Source organism: Bacillus sp. AY2-1 (assembly GCF_008368965.1).
GTDB lineage: Bacteria > Bacillota > Bacilli > Bacillales > Bacillaceae_G > Bacillus_A > Bacillus_A thuringiensis_S.
The window spans coordinates 99,155-116,689 of record NZ_QPEL01000016.1 but is presented as its reverse complement, the minus strand read 5'-3'; the positions used below and the strand labels follow the sequence as shown (position 1 = coordinate 116,689).

The window sequence follows — 17,535 nt, the reverse complement described above, 5'->3', positions numbered from 1 at the left end:
GGAGGTGGCGTTGTGCCGTTAACACCATTAGATATTCATAACAAAGAATTTGGTCGCGGATTCCGTGGCTATGATGAAGATCAAGTAAATGAGTTTCTTGATCAAATTATCAAAGATTATGAATTGGTCATTCGTGAGAAAAAAGCTTTAGAAGAAAAAGTTGCGCAGTTAGAAGGGAAGTTAGATCATTTCTCTAATATTGAAGATACGTTAAACAAATCTATCGTTGTTGCGCAAGAAGCAGCGGAAGAAGTAAAACGTAATGCGCAAAAAGAAGCGAAATTAATTGTGCGTGAAGCTGAAAAGAATGCTGATCGTATTATTAACGAAGCATTAGTAAAATCAAGAAAAGTTGCTTTTGATATTGAAGAGTTAAAGAAACAAGCGAAAGTATTCCGAACTCGTTTCCGTATGTTATTAGAAACACAGCTTGAAATGTTAAACAACGATGATTGGGATAAACTAATTGAGTTAGAAGACGAAGTAGATGAACTGTTGAAAAAAGAAGAAACAGTGTAAGCTTGACGTTTTTCTCATTATTACATATAATTTTAAACAACATATTTATTAAGAAAAACGAAGATAGGGATAAGTACCTTTTCAAACCTTATATAGCGAACTGAGGACGGTGTAAGCTCAGGATAAGGAGATAGTGGGAATATCACCCTGGAGTTCCGCGCTGAACAAATAGAGTAAGCGTAGGCGTGTATTCGCGTTAAGAATATAAGAGGATTCTATACATATGTATATGATCTACTAGGGTGGTACCGCGGGAGACTTTCTCGTCCCTTTTTGGGATGAGAAAGTCTCTTTTTTATTCCGTTTTTTAAGTATTTCTTATATACATGTAAGGAGGAATTGAGCATGGAGTACAAAAATACATTACTGATGCCGAAAACAGAGTTCCCAATGCGTGGGAACTTACCAAAACGTGAGCCTGCAATGCAAGAAAAATGGGCTGAAATGAATATTTACGAAAAAGTACAAGAACATACAAAAGGTCGTCCTTTATTTGTATTGCATGATGGACCTCCATATGCGAATGGTGACATTCATATGGGACATGCATTAAATAAAGTATTAAAAGACTTTATTGTTCGTTATAAATCAATGACTGGTTTTAGTGCGCCATATGTTCCAGGATGGGATACGCACGGTTTACCAATTGAACAAGCTTTAACAAATAAAGGTGTAAAGCGTAAAGAAATGACAGTTGCTGAGTTCCGTAAGTTATGTGCAGAGTATGCATATGAACAAGTAGAACGTCAACGTGAACAATTTAAGCGTCTAGGTGTACGTGCAGATTGGGATAATCCATATATTACTTTAGAGCCCGCTTATGAAGCACAACAAATTAAAGTGTTTGGTGACATGGCGAAAAAAGGTTATATCTATAAAGGTCAAAAACCAGTTTACTGGTCTCCAACGAGTGAATCTGCTTTAGCAGAAGCTGAAATTGAATATCAAGATAAAAAATCAGCATCTATTTACGTAGCATTCCCTGTAAAAGATGGAAAGAACGTATTAGAAGGTGATGAAAAGTACATCATTTGGACAACAACACCTTGGACATTACCTGCAAACTTAGGTATTTCTGTTCACCCAGAGCTTGAATATAGCATTGTAAAAGTAAATGATGAGAAATATATCATTGCTTCTGAGCTGTTTGAGACAGTTGCAAAAACGTTAGAGTGGGAAAATGCTGAAGTTGTGAAAACAGTAAAAGGTAGCGAACTGGAGTACACAGTTGCAAAACATCCATTCTACGATCGTGATTCATTAGTAATGCTAGGAGATCACGTAACAACAGATGCAGGTACAGGTTGTGTTCATACAGCACCAGGACACGGGGAAGATGACTTCGTTGTTGGTAAAAAGTATGGATTAGAAGTACTTTGCCCAGTTGATGATAAAGGTGTATTAACAAATGAAGCACCTGGATTTGAAGGCTTATTCTATGATAAAGCTAACAAGCCAATTACAGAAAAATTAGAAGAAGTAGGCGCGTTACTGAAACTAACATTCATTACGCATTCATACCCACATGATTGGAGAACGAAAAAACCAATTATTTTCCGTGCGACAGCACAGTGGTTTGCATCTATTGAAGCATTCCGTAAAGAATTAATAGAAGCTGTAGCGGAAACAAAATGGGTACCAGCATGGGGAGAAACTCGTCTTCATAATATGGTTCGTGACCGTGGTGACTGGTGTATTTCTCGTCAGCGTGCATGGGGTGTGCCAATTCCGGTATTCTATGCTGAGAATGGCGATCCAATTATTACAGATGAAACAATTAACCATGTAGCAGATTTATTCCGTGAACACGGTTCTAACGTATGGTTTGAGCGTGAAGCGAAAGATCTATTACCAGAAGGATTTACACATCCAGGTAGCCCAAATGGTGAATTCCGTAAAGAAACAGACATCATGGATGTATGGTTCGATTCAGGTTCTTCTCACCAAGCTGTATTAGAAGAGCGCGAAGATTTACAGCGTCCAGCTGATTTATATTTAGAAGGATCTGACCAGTATCGTGGTTGGTTTAACTCTTCATTATCAACAGCAGTTGCTGTAACAGGTAAAGCTCCATATAAAGGCGTACTAAGCCACGGTTTCGTACTAGATGGTGAAGGACGTAAAATGAGTAAGTCGATTGGAAACATCGTTGTACCGAAGAAAATCATGGATCAATTAGGCGGAGACATCTTACGCTTATGGGTATCTTCTGTTGACTATCAATCTGACGTACGTATTTCAGATGATATTTTAAAACAAGTAGCAGAAGTGTATCGTAAAATCCGTAACACATTCCGTTTCTTATTAGGAAACTTAGACGACTTTAAGCCAAGTGAAAATGCAGTAGCTGTAGCTGAGCTTCGTGAAGTAGATCGTTACATGTTAGTGAAATTAAATGACTTAATTACAAAAGTTAAAGAAGCATATGAGACATACGATTTCGCTGCTGTGTATCATGCAATTCATAACTTCTGTACAATTGATTTAAGTTCATTCTACTTAGATTTTGCAAAAGATATTTTATACATTGAAGGTGCAAACCACGAAGATCGTCGTGCAATTCAAACTGTATTATATGATGTTCTTGTTGCGTTAACGAAACTTGTAACACCAATCTTACCGCATACAGCTGATGAAGTATGGCCATACATTCCAGGCGTAACAGAAGAAAGTGTACAATTAACTGATATGCCAGAAGCTGTACAATTAGATGACGCGGAAGCATTAAAAACAAAATGGGATGCATTTATGACATTACGTGATGACGTGTTAAAAGCACTAGAAGTAGCTCGTAATGAAAAAGTAATCGGTAAGTCATTAAATGCAAGCATTACGCTATATCCAACTGCAGAAATGAAAGCTATGTTAGAGTCTATTAGCGAAGACTTAAAGCAATTATTCATCGTTTCTGAGTATAAACTTGGTGGTATGATGGAAGAAGCGCCAGCAGATGCACCGAAGTATGAACATACAGCGGTTGTTGTTGCTCAAGCAACTGGTGAAACATGTGAACGTTGTTGGGTAGTTTCAGAAACAATTGGTAAAGATGCTGAACATGAAACATTATGTGAGCGTTGTGCAACAGTTGTGAAAGAAAACTATGTAAAATAATAAAAAACTGACTGCTATTTATGCAGTCAGTTTTTTATTTTGATGATATATCAAAATAACTTTCAGGCTCTTTCCTGTGAAGGAAAAATGTGTGTGAGGTAAGCAAATAAATTTCGGACACACTAACTGTACATTACAGCTAGGAGGAATGTACACGTGAATGAAATCTACATGGAAATAAAAGAAGAATTGCAATTGATGAGAAAAGAGTTGCAAGAGAGACTAGCTAAAGAAGTAATGCACAAATATGATGTCGAGTTCAGCCAAGAGCTTGGATATGAAATTAAGGAAGAGATAAAGAAAAAATTGCTATTACATAATATAAAAGAGGATTTAAAGGATGTAGAACGTGCATTATTTAAAATGGAAATAGACATGTACGGTATTTGTGAAGAGACCGGGAGATTAATTTCGACAAAGCAAATGAAAACAATGCCGACTGCCCGAACAATTCATGAATTTTTCTATGAAAAGGTAAATGTATGAATACGCACAACGATATTATATTACCTTTTTTTAATTTATTTTATTCTTCTATAAAGGTTCATTGTGAAAAGGTAGCAGCTATGCTAAAATTTTGAGGTACACTGTCTTTGTGGGGGAAATGAAAATGATATATTATGTAATAGCGTTATTTGTCATTGCTATCGATCAAATATCGAAGTGGTTAATTGTAAAGAACATGGAATTGGGTACGAGTATTCCAATTATCGACAATGTATTATACATAACATCACATCGAAATAGAGGCGCTGCCTGGGGTATTTTAGAAAATAAAATGTGGTTCTTCTACATTATTACAGTTGTTTTTGTAGTGTTTATCGTATTTTATATGAAAAAGTATGCGAAAACAGATAAGCTTCTAGGTATTTCGTTAGGCCTAATTTTAGGCGGGGCAATTGGTAACTTTATTGATCGTGTATTTAGACAAGAAGTAGTGGATTTCATTCACGTGTATATTTTCTCGTACAACTATCCAGTATTCAATATAGCTGATTCAGCGTTATGTATTGGTGTTGTATTAATTATTATTCAAACATTATTAGAAGGCAAGAAAGCGAAGGAGTAATTGAATGAGTGAAGTAGTACAAGTAACAGTTGTAGAAGAGCAAAAAAATGAGCGAATTGATAAATTCGTTGCAGGAATAAATAACGAATGGTCACGTTCACAAGTACAGCAATGGATTAAAGATGATGTTGTGACAGTAAACGGGAAAGCAGTAAAAGTGAATTATAAAGTAAAAGAAGAAGATGAAATTACAGTAACGATTCCTGATCCAGAAGCGTTAGATATTCAACCAGAAGATATGAATTTAGAAATTTATTATGAAGATGCAGATGTGCTTGTTGTAAATAAACCACGTGGTATGGTTGTACATCCAGCGCCAGGACATACAAGTGGTACGCTTGTAAACGGCCTTATGCACCATTGTACAGATTTATCAGGTATCAACGGTGTAATGCGTCCAGGTATTGTGCATCGTATTGATAAAGATACATCTGGATTATTAATGGTTGCTAAGAATGATATGGCGCATGAATCACTTGTAAATCAACTTGTAGCAAAAACAGTAACAAGACGTTACAAAGCAATTGTGCACGGTGTTATCCCGCATGATAAGGGGACTATCGATGCACCAATTGGTCGTGATAAGAAAGAGCGTCAAAGTATGACAGTTGATGAAAATGGTAAAAACGCTGTTACTCACTTCCAAGTGTTAGAACGCTTTAAAGACTTTACACTTGTAGAATGTCGCTTAGAAACGGGACGTACGCACCAAATTCGTGTTCATATGAAATATATTGGCTATCCACTTGCAGGAGATCCGAAGTATGGTCCCAAGAAAACGTTAGATATGAATGGACAAGCACTTCATGCAGGTATTTTAGGCTTTGATCATCCTCGTACTGGTGAATATATTCAGTTTGAGGCACCGATTCCAGAAGTATTTGAAGAAGCATTAAATATTTTACGGAAATAGTATTGACAAATCACAAGAAAACTGAGATACTGACAACAGTTAAATAATGATCCTTTAACACAGCCCCGTGAGGTTGAGAAGGTAACGGTTTGAAATACTTAGGGTATGCTGTACCCTTTTTTCAAAAGTCCTCTCGCACACGCTGAGAGGACTTTTTTTATACCATTACTCTCACGCAAGAAAAAAAGCTTGGAGGTGTAGAGCATGCAAGAGAAAGCTGTCGTTTTAGATGACCAAATGATTCGCCGTGCTTTAACACGAATTAGTCATGAAATCGTGGAACGAAATAAAGGTGTCGATAATTGTGTTCTTGTCGGAATTAAAACTCGTGGAATTTTTATTGCACAACGTTTGGCAGAACGAATTGGTCAAATTGAAGGAAAAGAAATGGAAGTTGGAGAGTTAGACATTACGTTATATCGTGATGATTTAACACTGCAATCCAAAAATAAAGAACCACTTGTAAAAGGTTCTGATATCCCTGTAGATATTACGAAGAAAAAAGTTATCCTTGTGGATGACGTGTTATATACAGGAAGAACAGTTCGAGCAGCAATGGATGCTCTTATGGATTTAGGTAGACCATCTCAAATCCAACTGGCGGTTCTTGTTGATAGAGGTCATCGTGAACTACCAATTCGCGCTGATTATGTAGGAAAGAACATCCCAACATCAAGTGAAGAGCGTATCGAAGTTGATTTGCAAGAGACAGATCAACAAGATCGAGTAAGCATATACGATAAGTAAAGCCCTTTTAAATGTAGTCCTGTGAGGCTGCCAAAGGGTCTTGGCTTTCATATGTCAAATTTGGCATACGAAAGTGTAGGACTCTTTGTGCACAGGCACAAAGAGTTTTTTTATTGCAAAGATTTAAACTGAAGGAGGATGTAACAATGGAACAAAAGCCAGTGTTAGACGTTAATGAAGTACCGAAACCGGGAAAATGGTTATTTTTGAGTATACAACATTTGTTCGCGATGTTTGGATCAACAGTGCTTGTTCCGTTTTTAACAGGATTGAATCCATCAGTAGCATTAATATCAAGTGGATTAGGAACGTTAGCATTTCTTCTTATAACGAAAGGTCAAGTACCTGCCTATCTAGGATCATCATTCGCCTTTATCGCACCGATTATAACAGCGAAAACGGCAGGTGGACCGGGAGCAGCAATGCTTGGTGGTTTGCTAGCAGGGCTTGTGTACATCTTAATCTCACTCGGAATTAAGAAATCAGGATCAGAGTGGATTATGAAATTACTTCCGCCAATCGTAGTTGGACCGGTAGTAATGGTAATCGGTTTAGCGTTAGCACATACAGCAGTTAATATGGCGATGAACGGTGCGGATGGCAAATATAGCTTTATACACTTTTCAGTAGCATTAGTAACATTAGCAATTACAATTATATGCTCGATATTCGGAAGAGGATTTTTCAGTATCATACCAGTGTTACTTGGCATTATCGGCGGATATATCTTCGCTTACTTCCAAGGGCTAGTAGACTTAAAGCCGGTAGCTGAGGCAAAATGGTTTGTTGTACCAGATTTCACAGTACCATTTGTCACATACACACCAGAGTTTTCATGGAAGATTGTACTCTTGATGGTACCAGTTGCACTAGTAACAATATCAGAACATATCGGACATCAAATTGTACTTGGAAATGTTATTAAAAGAGATTTAATTGAAAAACCAGGTTTACACCGTTCGATCTTCGGTGACGGAGTAGCAACATTAATCGCATCACTAATCGGCGGGCCACCGAATACAACGTATGGTGAAAACATCGGTGTGCTAGCAATTACGAGAGCATACAGTGTATACTTATTCATCGGTTCAGCAGTATTCGCAATCATGTTCGGATTTATCGGTAAGATTTCTGCGCTGATTCATTCGATCCCAACACCAGTTATGGGTGGGGTATCAATCTTACTATTCGGTGTAATTGCATCAAGCGGATTACGCATGATGGTAGATGATAAAACAGATTTAAGTGACAAACGAAACTTAATGATTGCATCAGTAATACTAGTAATCGGTATTGGTGGAGCGGTACTTCACGTAGGAGAATCGTTCCAAGTAGAAGGAATGGCACTAGCAGCAATTGTAGGTGTACTGTTAAATCTACTACTACCGGAAACGAAACAAATAAAACAACCTAAGCAGATTGCTTCATAATAATAACCTTTTAATTCAGTCCTGTGAGACAGAAAAGGGTGGCTTCTTCCTTGCACCCTAGTCTTACATGACTAGGGTATTTTTATACGAATGTTGTTATAAAAATACAAAAGTGGTAACATAAAAATCAGAAAGATGAGGGATGACGATGAGCCATTTGTTAACGATGAGTGAATTATCGGAAGTAGAAATTTCAGAAATCCTAAAAGACGCAGAAGATTTCGCGAATGGAAAAGAGAGCAAAACGACAGAGCAAACTTTTGTTGCGAACTTGTTCTTTGAGAATAGTACGAGAACGAGATTTAGCTTTGAAGTTGCTGAGAAGAGATTAGGACTAGATGTTTTAAACTTTTCAGCGGATGCATCTAGCGTACAAAAAGGAGAAACTCTATACGATACGATAAGAACACTAGAATCAATCGGAACAAAAGCGGTGATCGTCCGCCATGAGCAAGATCGCTACTTCGATGAACTAAAAGATCAGGTAAATATCCCAATCTTAAACGCTGGAGATGGATGTGGAAACCACCCAACGCAGTGCCTACTCGATCTTCTTACAATTAAACAAGAGTTTGGAAGATTTGAAGGATTAAAGATTGCGATAGTAGGAGATGTTCGTCATAGCCGAGTAGCACGTTCTAATGCAGAAGCATTAACGAAACTGGGTGCAACAATTTACTTTGCAAGTCCAGAAGAGTGGAAAGATGAAGACAGCACATTTGGAACATACAAACCATTGGATGAACTTGTTCCAGAAGTGGATGTAATGATGTTACTTCGTGTACAACATGAGCGTCATGATCATTATGAAACAGACATTATGAAAGAGTATCATGAGAGACACGGATTAACAGTGGAAAGAGAAAAGCGTATGAAAGAAGGAAGCATTATTATGCATCCAGCTCCTGTAAACCGTGATGTTGAAGTTGCAAGTGAACTTGTTGAGTGTGAGCGTTCACGCATATTTAAACAAATGGAAAATGGAGTTTACGTAAGAATGGCTGTACTAAAACGCGCCTTACCAAATGTATTAGGAGGAATGAAACATGAATTACTTGTTTAAAAATGGTCGTTACATGAATGAAGAAGGAAAAATCGTAGCAACAGATCTTCTCGTACAAGACGGTAAAATCGCTAAGGTAGCAGAAAATATTACGGCAGATAATGCTGAAGTAATCGAAGTGAACGGAAATTTAATCGCACCTGGATTAGTAGATGTACACGTACATCTTCGTGAACCAGGTGGTGAACATAAAGAAACAATTGAAACAGGTACACTAGCAGCGGCAAAAGGTGGATTCACTACAATTTGCTCAATGCCAAATACACGCCCAGTACCAGATTGCAGAGAACATATGGAAGACCTGCAAAAACGTATTAAAGAAAAAGCGCATGTCAACGTACTACCATACGGAGCAATTACAGTACGTCAAGCTGGTTCTGAAATGACAGATTTCGAAACATTAAAAGAACTTGGAGCATTTGCTTTCACAGATGACGGCGTAGGCGTACAAGATGCTAGCATGATGTTAGCGGCTATGAAACGTGCAGCGAAATTAAATATGGCAGTAGTTGCGCACTGTGAAGAGAATACGCTTATTAATAAAGGTTGTGTACATGAAGGGAAGTTTTCTGAGAAACACGGATTAAACGGTATCCCATCAGTATGTGAATCTGTACATATTGCAAGGGATATACTGCTTGCTGAAGCAGCAGATTGTCACTATCACGTATGTCACGTAAGTACGAAAGGTTCTGTACGTGTAATCCGTGATGCGAAACGAGCTGGAATTAAAGTAACAGCAGAAGTAACACCACATCACCTAGTGTTATGTGAAGATGATATCCCATCAGTTGATCCTAACTTTAAAATGAACCCACCGCTTCGTGGAAAAGAAGACCATGCAGCATTAATTGAAGGATTACTAGATGGAACGATCGATATGATCGCAACTGACCATGCACCGCATACAGCGGAAGAGAAAGCACAAGGAATTGAAAGAGCGCCATTCGGAATTACTGGTTTTGAAACAGCATTCCCACTTCTATACACAAACCTTGTGAAAAAAGGAATTATTACATTAGAGCAGTTAATTCAATTCTTAACAGAAAAGCCAGCTGATACATTCGGCTTAGAAGCAGGTCGCCTGAAAGAAGGTAGAACAGCTGATATTACAATCATTGATTTAGAACAAGAAGAAGAGATTGACCCAACAACATTCTTATCAAAAGGAAAAAATACACCATTCGCAGGTTGGAAATGCCAAGGATGGCCGGTAATGACAATCGTTGGTGGTAAGATCGCATGGCAAAAGGAGAGTGCATTAGTATGAAAAGACAACTTATCTTAGAAGATGGAACAGTATTAATTGGAAAAGGTTTCGGAGGCGAAATTGAAAAGTCAGGTGAGGTTGTATTTACAACAGGAATGACTGGATATCAAGAAACATTATCTGATCCATCATATTGCGGTCAAATCGTAACATTCACGTACCCATTAATCGGAAACTACGGCATTAACCGTGACGATTTTGAATCGATTCACCCATCTGTAAATGGCTTAATCGTAAACGAAATTTGTGATCACCCATCAAACTTCCGTAATGAAATTTCGTTAAATGATTACTTAAAAGAAAGAAATATCCCAGGGTTAGCAGGAATTGATACAAGAAAATTAACGAGAAAAATTCGTCAATACGGTACATTACGTGGACGTCTATGTAACATGGATGCAGATGTAGAATACATCGTGAGCCAATTAAAAGCGACAGTATTTACAGATCACGTGAAACGCGTATCAACGAAAGATCCATACCCAAGCCCAGGCCGTGGACACCGAGTTGTACTTGTAGACTTCGGAATGAAACATGGTATTTTACGAGAATTAAACAAACGTGACTGTGATGTAATTGTAGTACCTTACAATACAACAGCAGAAGAAATTTTACGCCTTAGCCCAGATGGAATTATGTTAAGTAACGGACCTGGAGATCCGAAAGATGTACCAGAAGCAATTGAAATGTTAAAAGACATTATCGGTAAAGTTCCTTTATTCGGAATTTGCTTAGGACATCAACTATTCGCTCTAGCATCTGGTGCGAATACAAGTAAGTTAAAATTCGGTCACCGTGGTTTAAACCATCCAGTAAAACATCTTGCAACTGGAAAAGTAGCAATTACATCTCAAAATCATGGTTACGCAGTAGAAGAAGAATCAGTTAAAAATACAGAACTTGAAATTACACATGTCGCTTTAAATGATGGAACAGTAGAAGGTCTTCGTCATACGAAGTTCCCAGCATTTACAGTGCAATACCATCCAGAAGCTTCAGCAGGACCAGAAGATGCAAATGATTTATTCGAAGATTTCTTAGAAATGATTGAAAACTTCAAGAAAGAAGGGGAAGAGTTATGCCAAAACGCCTAGACATTAACACAATTTTAGTAATCGGATCAGGACCAATTGTAATTGGGCAAGCAGCAGAGTTTGACTACTCTGGTACACAAGCTTGTCAATCTCTTAGAGAAGAAGGTTACAAAGTAATCCTTGTTAACTCTAACCCAGCAACAATTATGACAGATACTGCAACAGCAGATAAAGTATATATAGAACCATTAACACTAGAATTCGTAAGCCGTATCATTCGTAAAGAACGTCCAGATGCAATCTTACCAACATTAGGTGGTCAAACAGGTTTAAACATGGCTGTTGAACTTGCGAAATCAGGCATACTTGAAGAGTGTGGAGTTGAAATTTTAGGAACGAAATTATCAGCAATTGAGCAAGCGGAGGATCGTGATTTATTCCGTACATTAATGCAGGAATTAAATGAACCAATTCCATCTAGTACCATCATTCATACGCTAGAAGAAGCACATGAATTTGTAAAAGAAATTGGATATCCAGTTATTGTTCGCCCAGCATTTACAATGGGGGGAACAGGTGGCGGAATCTGTAGTAATGAAGAAGAACTAATTGAAATCGTATCAGGTGGATTAAAACATAGTCCAGTAACACAATGTTTATTAGAAAAGAGCATTGCTGGTTGTAAGGAAATTGAATATGAAGTAATGCGTGATTCAAATGATAACGCGATTGTAGTATGTAATATGGAAAATATCGATCCAGTTGGAGTTCACACAGGTGATTCTATCGTAGTAGCACCGAGCCAAACATTAAGTGACCGTGAATATCAAATGTTACGAAACACTTCATTACGAATTATTCGTGCATTAGGAATTGAAGGTGGATGTAACGTTCAGCTTGCACTTGATCCACATAGCTTCCAATACTATGTAATCGAAGTAAACCCGCGTGTAAGTCGTTCATCTGCACTAGCATCTAAAGCAACTGGATATCCAATTGCGAAGCTAGCGGCAAAAATTGCAGTCGGTCTAACATTAGATGAAATTATAAACCCAGTAACGCAAAAAACATACGCTTGCTTCGAGCCAGCATTAGACTATGTCGTTTCAAAAATTCCGCGCTGGCCATTTGATAAGTTTGAATCAGCAAACAGAACACTGGGTACACAAATGAAGGCAACTGGTGAAGTTATGTCAATCGGACGTAACTTAGAGCAATCATTATTAAAAGCGGTTCGTTCTTTAGAACTTGGCGTTTATCACTTAGAGTTAGAGCATTTAAAAGAACTTGATAAAGAAACAATGAAAAAACGCATTATAAAAGCTGATGATGAGCGACTGTTTATTGTAGCAGAAGCAATTCGTCAAGGTGTAACGAAAGAAGAAATCAACGAATGGTGTGAAATGGACTTCTTCTTCTTACAAAAAGTTGAAAACATCGTAAATATGGAACGTGAAGTAAAAGCGAATGTAGGAAATATGGAAGTACTACAAACTGCGAAAGAAATGGGCTTCAGCGATCACTACGTTGCAGCAGCTTGGAATAAAACAGAGCGTGAAATTTACGATATGCGTAAAGAAAGCAATATAACTCCTGTTTATAAAATGGTAGATACTTGTGCGGCAGAGTTTGAATCTGCAACACCATACTACTACAGCACATATGGTGACGAGAATGAATCGGTTAGAACAGATCGTAAGAGTGTAGTAGTTCTAGGATCTGGTCCAATCCGTATCGGTCAAGGTGTTGAGTTTGACTACGCAACTGTTCACTCTGTATGGGCAATTAAAGAAGCTGGATATGAGGCAATCATTGTTAATAACAATCCAGAAACAGTTTCAACAGACTTCAGTATTTCTGACAAATTATACTTTGAACCATTAACAATTGAAGATGTAATGCACATTATCGATTTAGAAAAGCCAGAAGGTGTTATCGTTCAGTTCGGTGGACAAACGGCAATTAACTTAGCGGCGAAATTAGAAGAACACGGTGTGAAAATTTTAGGAACATCACTTGAAGATTTAGACCGCGCAGAAGATCGTGATAAGTTTGAAGCAGCTCTAACACAGCTTGGTATCCCGCAACCAGTTGGTAAAACAGCAACAACTGTAGAACAAGCGGTAGCAATCGCTGAAGAAATTGGTTATCCAGTATTAGTAAGACCGTCTTACGTACTAGGTGGACGTGCGATGGAAATCGTATATCGTCAAGAAGAATTACTGCACTACATGAAAAATGCAGTTAAAGTTCATGCAGAGCATCCGGTATTAATTGACCGTTACATGGTTGGTAAAGAAATTGAAGTAGATGCAATTTCAGACGGTGAGAATGTATTCATTCCAGGTATTATGGAACATATTGAACGCGCTGGAGTTCACTCTGGTGACTCAATTGGAGTATACCCACCACAAAGCTTATCTGAAAAACTAAAAGAACAAATCATTGAACATACAATTGCACTTGGAAAAGGTTTAAACATTGTTGGATTACTAAATATCCAGTTCGTAGTATTCAAAGATCAAGTGTACGTAATTGAAGTAAACCCACGTGCGAGTCGTACAGTACCGTTCTTAAGTAAAATTACGGGCGTACCGATGGCGAATGTTGCAACGAAAGTTATTTTAGGTCAAGACTTAGTAGAGCAAGGATACGGAACTGGTTATCACCCAGAAGAGAAAGAAGTATATGTAAAAGCGCCGGTATTCTCGTTTGCGAAACTACGCTCAGTTGATACAACATTAGGACCTGAAATGAAGTCAACAGGGGAAGTAATGGGTAAAGACTTAACGCTTGAAAAAGCATTATACAAAGGATTAGTTGCTTCTGGAATTAACATCCCAACGCACGGATCAGTAATCATCACAGTAGCGGATAAAGATAAAGAAGAGGCAATGGAAATTGCAAAACGTTTCCACGAAATCGGTTATAACTTATTAGCAACAGCTGGAACAGCACAATCGTTAGCAGAGCAAAATATTCCAGTGCAAGTGGTAAACAAAATTGATTCTGAAGACTATAACTTACTTGATATTATCCGTCAAGGAAAAGCACAGTTTGTAATCAATACATTAACAAAAGGCAAACAACCAGCGCGTGATGGTTTCCGCATTCGCCGTGAATCAGTAGAAAATGGTGTGGCTTGCTTAACATCACTTGATACAACGAGAGCAATCTTACGAGTATTGGAATCTATGACATTCTCAGCTCATTCAATGAAAGAAATTACGCAAACAAAGCGTCACGAGGTGGTACATGCATGATGCAAAAGCAAAATATGATTGTCGTTAACCAAAAAGAAATCGCAAAAAACATTTACGAATTAGTGCTTCAAGGAACGTTAGTACAGCAAATGAACGAACCAGGGCAGTTTGTACACATTAAGGTAGCAGAGGGCATTGCGCCCCTTCTGCGCCGCCCAATTAGTATTTGTAATGTAGATCAAGAGAAGAACGAATTTACAATGCTATATCGTGCCGAAGGACAAGGGACAAAAACATTAGCAACTAGAAAACAAGGTGAAATGATAGATGTACTAGGACCATTAGGACACGGTTTTCCTGTAGAAGAAGCAGAAGCTGGTCAAACAGCTTTACTAGTAGGCGGGGGAATTGGTGTACCACCACTTTATGAATTATCACAGCGCCTCGTTGCAAAGGGTGTACGTGTGATTCACATCTTAGGTTTTCAAACGAAAGATGTTGTTTTCTATGAAGAAAAATTTGCAGAACTTGGTGATACGTACGTTGCGACAGTAGACGGTACACACGGTACAAAAGGATTTGTCACAGATGTAATTGATAATTACGGAATCGACTTTGACATTCTTTATTCATGTGGCCCGTTAGCGATGCTTCGTGCATTAGAAGGACGTTACAAAGAGAAAAAAGCATATATTTCATTAGAAGAGCGTATGGGCTGTGGTATTGGAGCTTGTTTCGCATGTGTATGCCACTTACAAGAAGATCCAAGTGGACATTCTTACAAGAAGGTGTGTAGCGACGGACCAGTATTTCCAATCGGGGAGGTTGTACTATGAACAGATTGCAAGTTGAATTACCAGGATTATCATTAAAAAATCCAATTATACCGGCATCTGGATGCTTTGGATTTGGTCGTGAATATGCACAGTTTTACGATTTAAGTGTACTAGGATCAATCATGATTAAAGCGACGACAGAACAACCACGTTATGGAAATCCAACGCCTCGTGTTGCTGAAACACCAGGCGGCATGTTAAATGCAATCGGACTTCAAAACCCGGGATTAGACAAAGTAATGAATTCGGAATTACCATGGTTAGAACAATTTGACCTTCCAATTATTGCGAACGTTGCAGGCTCACAGGCTGAGGATTACGTAGCGGTTGCGAAGGAAATTTCTAAAGCGCCTAATGTCCATGCACTAGAATTAAATATTTCTTGTCCAAACGTAAAAACAGGTGGTATCGCCTTTGGTACAAATCCTGAAATTGCTGCTGATTTAACGAAGCGAGTAAAAGAGGTTTCTGAAGTACCTGTATACGTGAAATTGTCACCGAACGTGGCAAACATAGTGGAAATTGCAAAAGCGATTGAAAATGCAGGTGCAGATGGTTTAACGATGATTAATACATTGCTTGGTATGCGTCTAGATTTAAAAACAGCTAAACCAATTTTAGCAAACCGTACAGGCGGATTATCAGGTCCTGCGATTAAGCCAGTAGCAATTCGCATGGTACATGAAGTAAGCCAAGCGGTTAACATTCCAATTATCGGAATGGGCGGTATTGAAACAGCGGAAGATGTAATTGAATTCTTCTACGCTGGCGCAAGCGCAGTTGCAGTAGGTACAGCGAACTTTATCGATCCGTTCGTATGTCCGACAATTATTGAAGAGTTACCAGCATTACTAGATGAATTAGGATTTGATCATATTTCGGAATGTCAAGGAAGGAGCTGGAAGCAAACATGTCACAGTCGTTAATCGTTGCACTAGATTTTCCAGGGAAACAAGAAGTAGAACAATTCTTACACCACTTTGAAGGGGAAGAGTTATTTGTCAAAGTAGGTATGGAGTTATTTTACAAAGAAGGCCCTGCAATTATTACGTACTTAAAAGAAAAAGGACATAAGATTTTCCTAGATTTAAAACTTCATGATATTCCGAATACAGTAAAAAGCGCTATGCGTAGCCTAGCTAGTCTAGATGTTGATATGGTAAATGTTCATGCTGCTGGGGGAAGTAGCATGATGAAAGCTGCGATTGAGGGATTAGAGGAAGGTAAGCAAGAAGGAAAAGAGAGACCGATTTGTATTGCAGTTACACAACTAACAAGCACTTCGGAAGCTATGATGAAAAAAGAGATTGGCATTGAGAAAACGTTAGAAGAAGCGGTTGCTCATTATGCAAAATTAACGAAAGACAGTGGACTTGATGGCGTTGTTTGTTCAACACTTGAAGTTCCAAAATTACGTGAAGTATGCGGAAATGAATTTGTAACAGTAACACCGGGGATTCGTCTTGCAAGTGATGATGTTAATGACCAAGTGCGCGTAGCAACACCGAAACGTGCGAGGGAACTTGGCTCAAGCTACATCGTAGTTGGACGCAGTATTACGAAAGCAGAAAATCCGCTTGAAGCGTATAAAACAGTAAAACAACAGTGGGAAGGTGTAACAGTATGAAAAAAGAAATCGCATCGCATTTATTAGAAATTGGAGCAGTATTTTTACAACCGAATGATCCATTCACTTGGTCTTCAGGTATGAAATCACCAATTTATTGTGATAACCGTTTAACTTTATCTTATCCAAAAGTACGTCAAGCGATTGCAGCTGGATTAGAAGAGTTAATTAAAGAGCACTTCCCAACTGTAGAAGTTATTGCAGGAACAGCAACTGCTGGTATTGCGCACGCTGCATGGGTAAGCGGTCGTATGGATTTACCAATGTGCTACGTACGTAGTAAAGCAAAAGGTCACGGTAAAGGGAACCAAATTGAAGGAAAAGCTGAAAAAGGTCAAAAAGTAGTAGTAGTAGAAGACTTAATTTCAACTGGTGGTAGTGCAATTACGTGTGTAGAAGCACTTCGCGAAGCTGGCTGTGAAGTATTAGGAATCGTATCAATCTTCACATACGAGCTAGAGTCAGGAAAAGAAAAATTAGAAGCAGCTAACGTAGCATCATATTCTTTAAGTGATTACAGTGCATTAACTGAAGTTGCAGCAGAAAAAGGTATGATCGGACAAGCTGAAACGAAAAAATTACAAGAGTGGCGTAAAAATCCAGCTGACGAAGCTTGGATCACAGCGTAACATAAAAAAAGACGACTGCGGGGGAACGCAGTCGTCTTTTTTATCATTGTTAAAAATTCAAGTAAAGTCCTATCGATATTAAAG

General features: G+C 38.3%; 15 protein-coding genes and 1 other annotated feature. All 15 genes read left to right on the top strand.

The window, feature by feature from the left end:
• Positions 1-12 precede the first annotated feature (12 nt).
• The 15 genes from divIVA (at position 13) to pyrE (ending at position 17,451) form a co-directional block, all read left to right on the top strand.
• Positions 13-519: a septum site-determining protein DivIVA gene (gene divIVA / locus DN403_RS03425; protein ID WP_001131611.1), complete on the top strand. Its 507-nt coding sequence runs from the start codon at positions 13-15 to the stop codon at positions 517-519.
• A 51-nt stretch (positions 520-570) separates the two neighbouring features.
• Positions 571-793 (top strand) — a binding site (T-box leader).
• A gap of 71 nt (positions 794-864) precedes the next feature.
• Positions 865-3,630, top strand: coding sequence for an isoleucine--tRNA ligase (gene ileS2, locus DN403_RS03420; RefSeq protein ID WP_000455953.1), 2,766 nt, complete (start codon positions 865-867; stop codon positions 3,628-3,630).
• Between the two features lie 156 nt (positions 3,631-3,786).
• Complete coding sequence (locus tag DN403_RS03415) at positions 3,787-4,116, top strand: TraR/DksA C4-type zinc finger protein (protein ID WP_149185303.1); 330 nt, start codon at positions 3,787-3,789, stop codon at positions 4,114-4,116.
• A gap of 124 nt (positions 4,117-4,240) precedes the next feature.
• Entirely contained in the window at positions 4,241-4,699 is a 459-nt protein-coding gene (gene lspA, locus DN403_RS03410; protein WP_000642180.1) for a lipoprotein signal peptidase LspA, read from the top strand.
• A gap of 4 nt (positions 4,700-4,703) precedes the next feature.
• Positions 4,704-5,612, top strand: a complete 909-nt coding sequence (locus tag DN403_RS03405; RefSeq protein WP_000005854.1) for an RluA family pseudouridine synthase — start codon at positions 4,704-4,706, stop codon at positions 5,610-5,612.
• 204 nt (positions 5,613-5,816) lie between these two features.
• On the top strand, positions 5,817-6,359 hold the full coding sequence (gene pyrR / locus DN403_RS03400) for a bifunctional pyrimidine operon transcriptional regulator/uracil phosphoribosyltransferase (RefSeq protein ID WP_001156491.1): 543 nt from the start codon (positions 5,817-5,819) through the stop codon (positions 6,357-6,359).
• Between the two features lie 146 nt (positions 6,360-6,505).
• A complete protein-coding gene (uraA, locus tag DN403_RS03395) occupies positions 6,506-7,789 on the top strand; it encodes a uracil permease (protein ID WP_000435925.1) in 1,284 nt (427 codons plus the stop codon).
• A gap of 148 nt (positions 7,790-7,937) precedes the next feature.
• Positions 7,938-8,852 (top strand): aspartate carbamoyltransferase, encoded by a 915-nt coding sequence (gene pyrB, locus DN403_RS03390; RefSeq protein ID WP_000018846.1) that lies wholly within the window; start codon positions 7,938-7,940, stop codon positions 8,850-8,852.
• On the top strand, positions 8,836-10,122 hold the full coding sequence (pyrC, locus tag DN403_RS03385; RefSeq protein WP_001108387.1) for a dihydroorotase: 1,287 nt from the start codon (positions 8,836-8,838) through the stop codon (positions 10,120-10,122). The genes pyrB and pyrC overlap by 17 nt, the downstream gene beginning before the upstream one ends.
• Positions 10,119-11,216, top strand: a complete 1,098-nt coding sequence (locus DN403_RS03380) for a carbamoyl phosphate synthase small subunit (RefSeq protein ID WP_000828669.1) — start codon at positions 10,119-10,121, stop codon at positions 11,214-11,216. Before pyrC ends, DN403_RS03380 begins: the two co-directional genes overlap by 4 nt.
• Positions 11,201-14,419, top strand: a complete 3,219-nt coding sequence (gene carB, locus DN403_RS03375) for a carbamoyl-phosphate synthase large subunit (protein ID WP_001126139.1) — start codon at positions 11,201-11,203, stop codon at positions 14,417-14,419. The genes DN403_RS03380 and carB overlap by 16 nt, the downstream gene beginning before the upstream one ends.
• A complete protein-coding gene (gene pyrK / locus DN403_RS03370) occupies positions 14,416-15,195 on the top strand; it encodes a dihydroorotate oxidase B electron transfer subunit (RefSeq protein ID WP_000983354.1) in 780 nt (259 codons plus the stop codon). Before carB ends, pyrK begins: the two co-directional genes overlap by 4 nt.
• The gene (gene pyrD / locus DN403_RS03365) at positions 15,192-16,121 is read left to right on the top strand and encodes a dihydroorotate oxidase B catalytic subunit (protein WP_001081049.1); all 930 of its coding nucleotides are present in this window, start codon (positions 15,192-15,194) and stop codon (positions 16,119-16,121) included. Before pyrK ends, pyrD begins: the two co-directional genes overlap by 4 nt.
• Positions 16,106-16,822, top strand: coding sequence for an orotidine-5'-phosphate decarboxylase (pyrF, locus tag DN403_RS03360; RefSeq protein WP_000083509.1), 717 nt, complete (start codon positions 16,106-16,108; stop codon positions 16,820-16,822). Before pyrD ends, pyrF begins: the two co-directional genes overlap by 16 nt.
• Positions 16,819-17,451 (top strand): orotate phosphoribosyltransferase, encoded by a 633-nt coding sequence (gene pyrE, locus DN403_RS03355; protein ID WP_000711463.1) that lies wholly within the window; start codon positions 16,819-16,821, stop codon positions 17,449-17,451. The genes pyrF and pyrE overlap by 4 nt, the downstream gene beginning before the upstream one ends.
• Positions 17,452-17,535 lie beyond the last annotated feature (84 nt).

Excerpts from the sequence above, each read along its gene's own strand:
- pyrE (WP_000711463.1), top strand. The coding sequence starts at position 16,819 with ATGAAAAAAGAAATCGCATCGCATTTATTAGAAATTGGAGCAGTATTT.
- DN403_RS03405 (WP_000005854.1), top strand. The coding sequence starts at position 4,704 with ATGAGTGAAGTAGTACAAGTAACAGTTGTAGAAGAGCAAAAAAATGAG.
- pyrK (WP_000983354.1), top strand. The coding sequence starts at position 14,416 with ATGATGCAAAAGCAAAATATGATTGTCGTTAACCAAAAAGAAATCGCA.
- pyrB (WP_000018846.1), top strand. The coding sequence starts at position 7,938 with ATGAGCCATTTGTTAACGATGAGTGAATTATCGGAAGTAGAAATTTCA.
- carB (WP_001126139.1), top strand. The coding sequence starts at position 11,201 with ATGCCAAAACGCCTAGACATTAACACAATTTTAGTAATCGGATCAGGA.
- uraA (WP_000435925.1), top strand. The coding sequence starts at position 6,506 with ATGGAACAAAAGCCAGTGTTAGACGTTAATGAAGTACCGAAACCGGGA.
- pyrC (WP_001108387.1), top strand. The coding sequence starts at position 8,836 with ATGAATTACTTGTTTAAAAATGGTCGTTACATGAATGAAGAAGGAAAA.
- pyrR (WP_001156491.1), top strand. The coding sequence starts at position 5,817 with ATGCAAGAGAAAGCTGTCGTTTTAGATGACCAAATGATTCGCCGTGCT.
- pyrF (WP_000083509.1), top strand. The coding sequence starts at position 16,106 with ATGTCACAGTCGTTAATCGTTGCACTAGATTTTCCAGGGAAACAAGAA.
- lspA (WP_000642180.1), top strand. The coding sequence starts at position 4,241 with ATGATATATTATGTAATAGCGTTATTTGTCATTGCTATCGATCAAATA.
- pyrD (WP_001081049.1), top strand. The coding sequence starts at position 15,192 with ATGAACAGATTGCAAGTTGAATTACCAGGATTATCATTAAAAAATCCA.
- DN403_RS03380 (WP_000828669.1), top strand. The coding sequence starts at position 10,119 with ATGAAAAGACAACTTATCTTAGAAGATGGAACAGTATTAATTGGAAAA.
- ileS2 (WP_000455953.1), top strand. The coding sequence starts at position 865 with ATGGAGTACAAAAATACATTACTGATGCCGAAAACAGAGTTCCCAATG.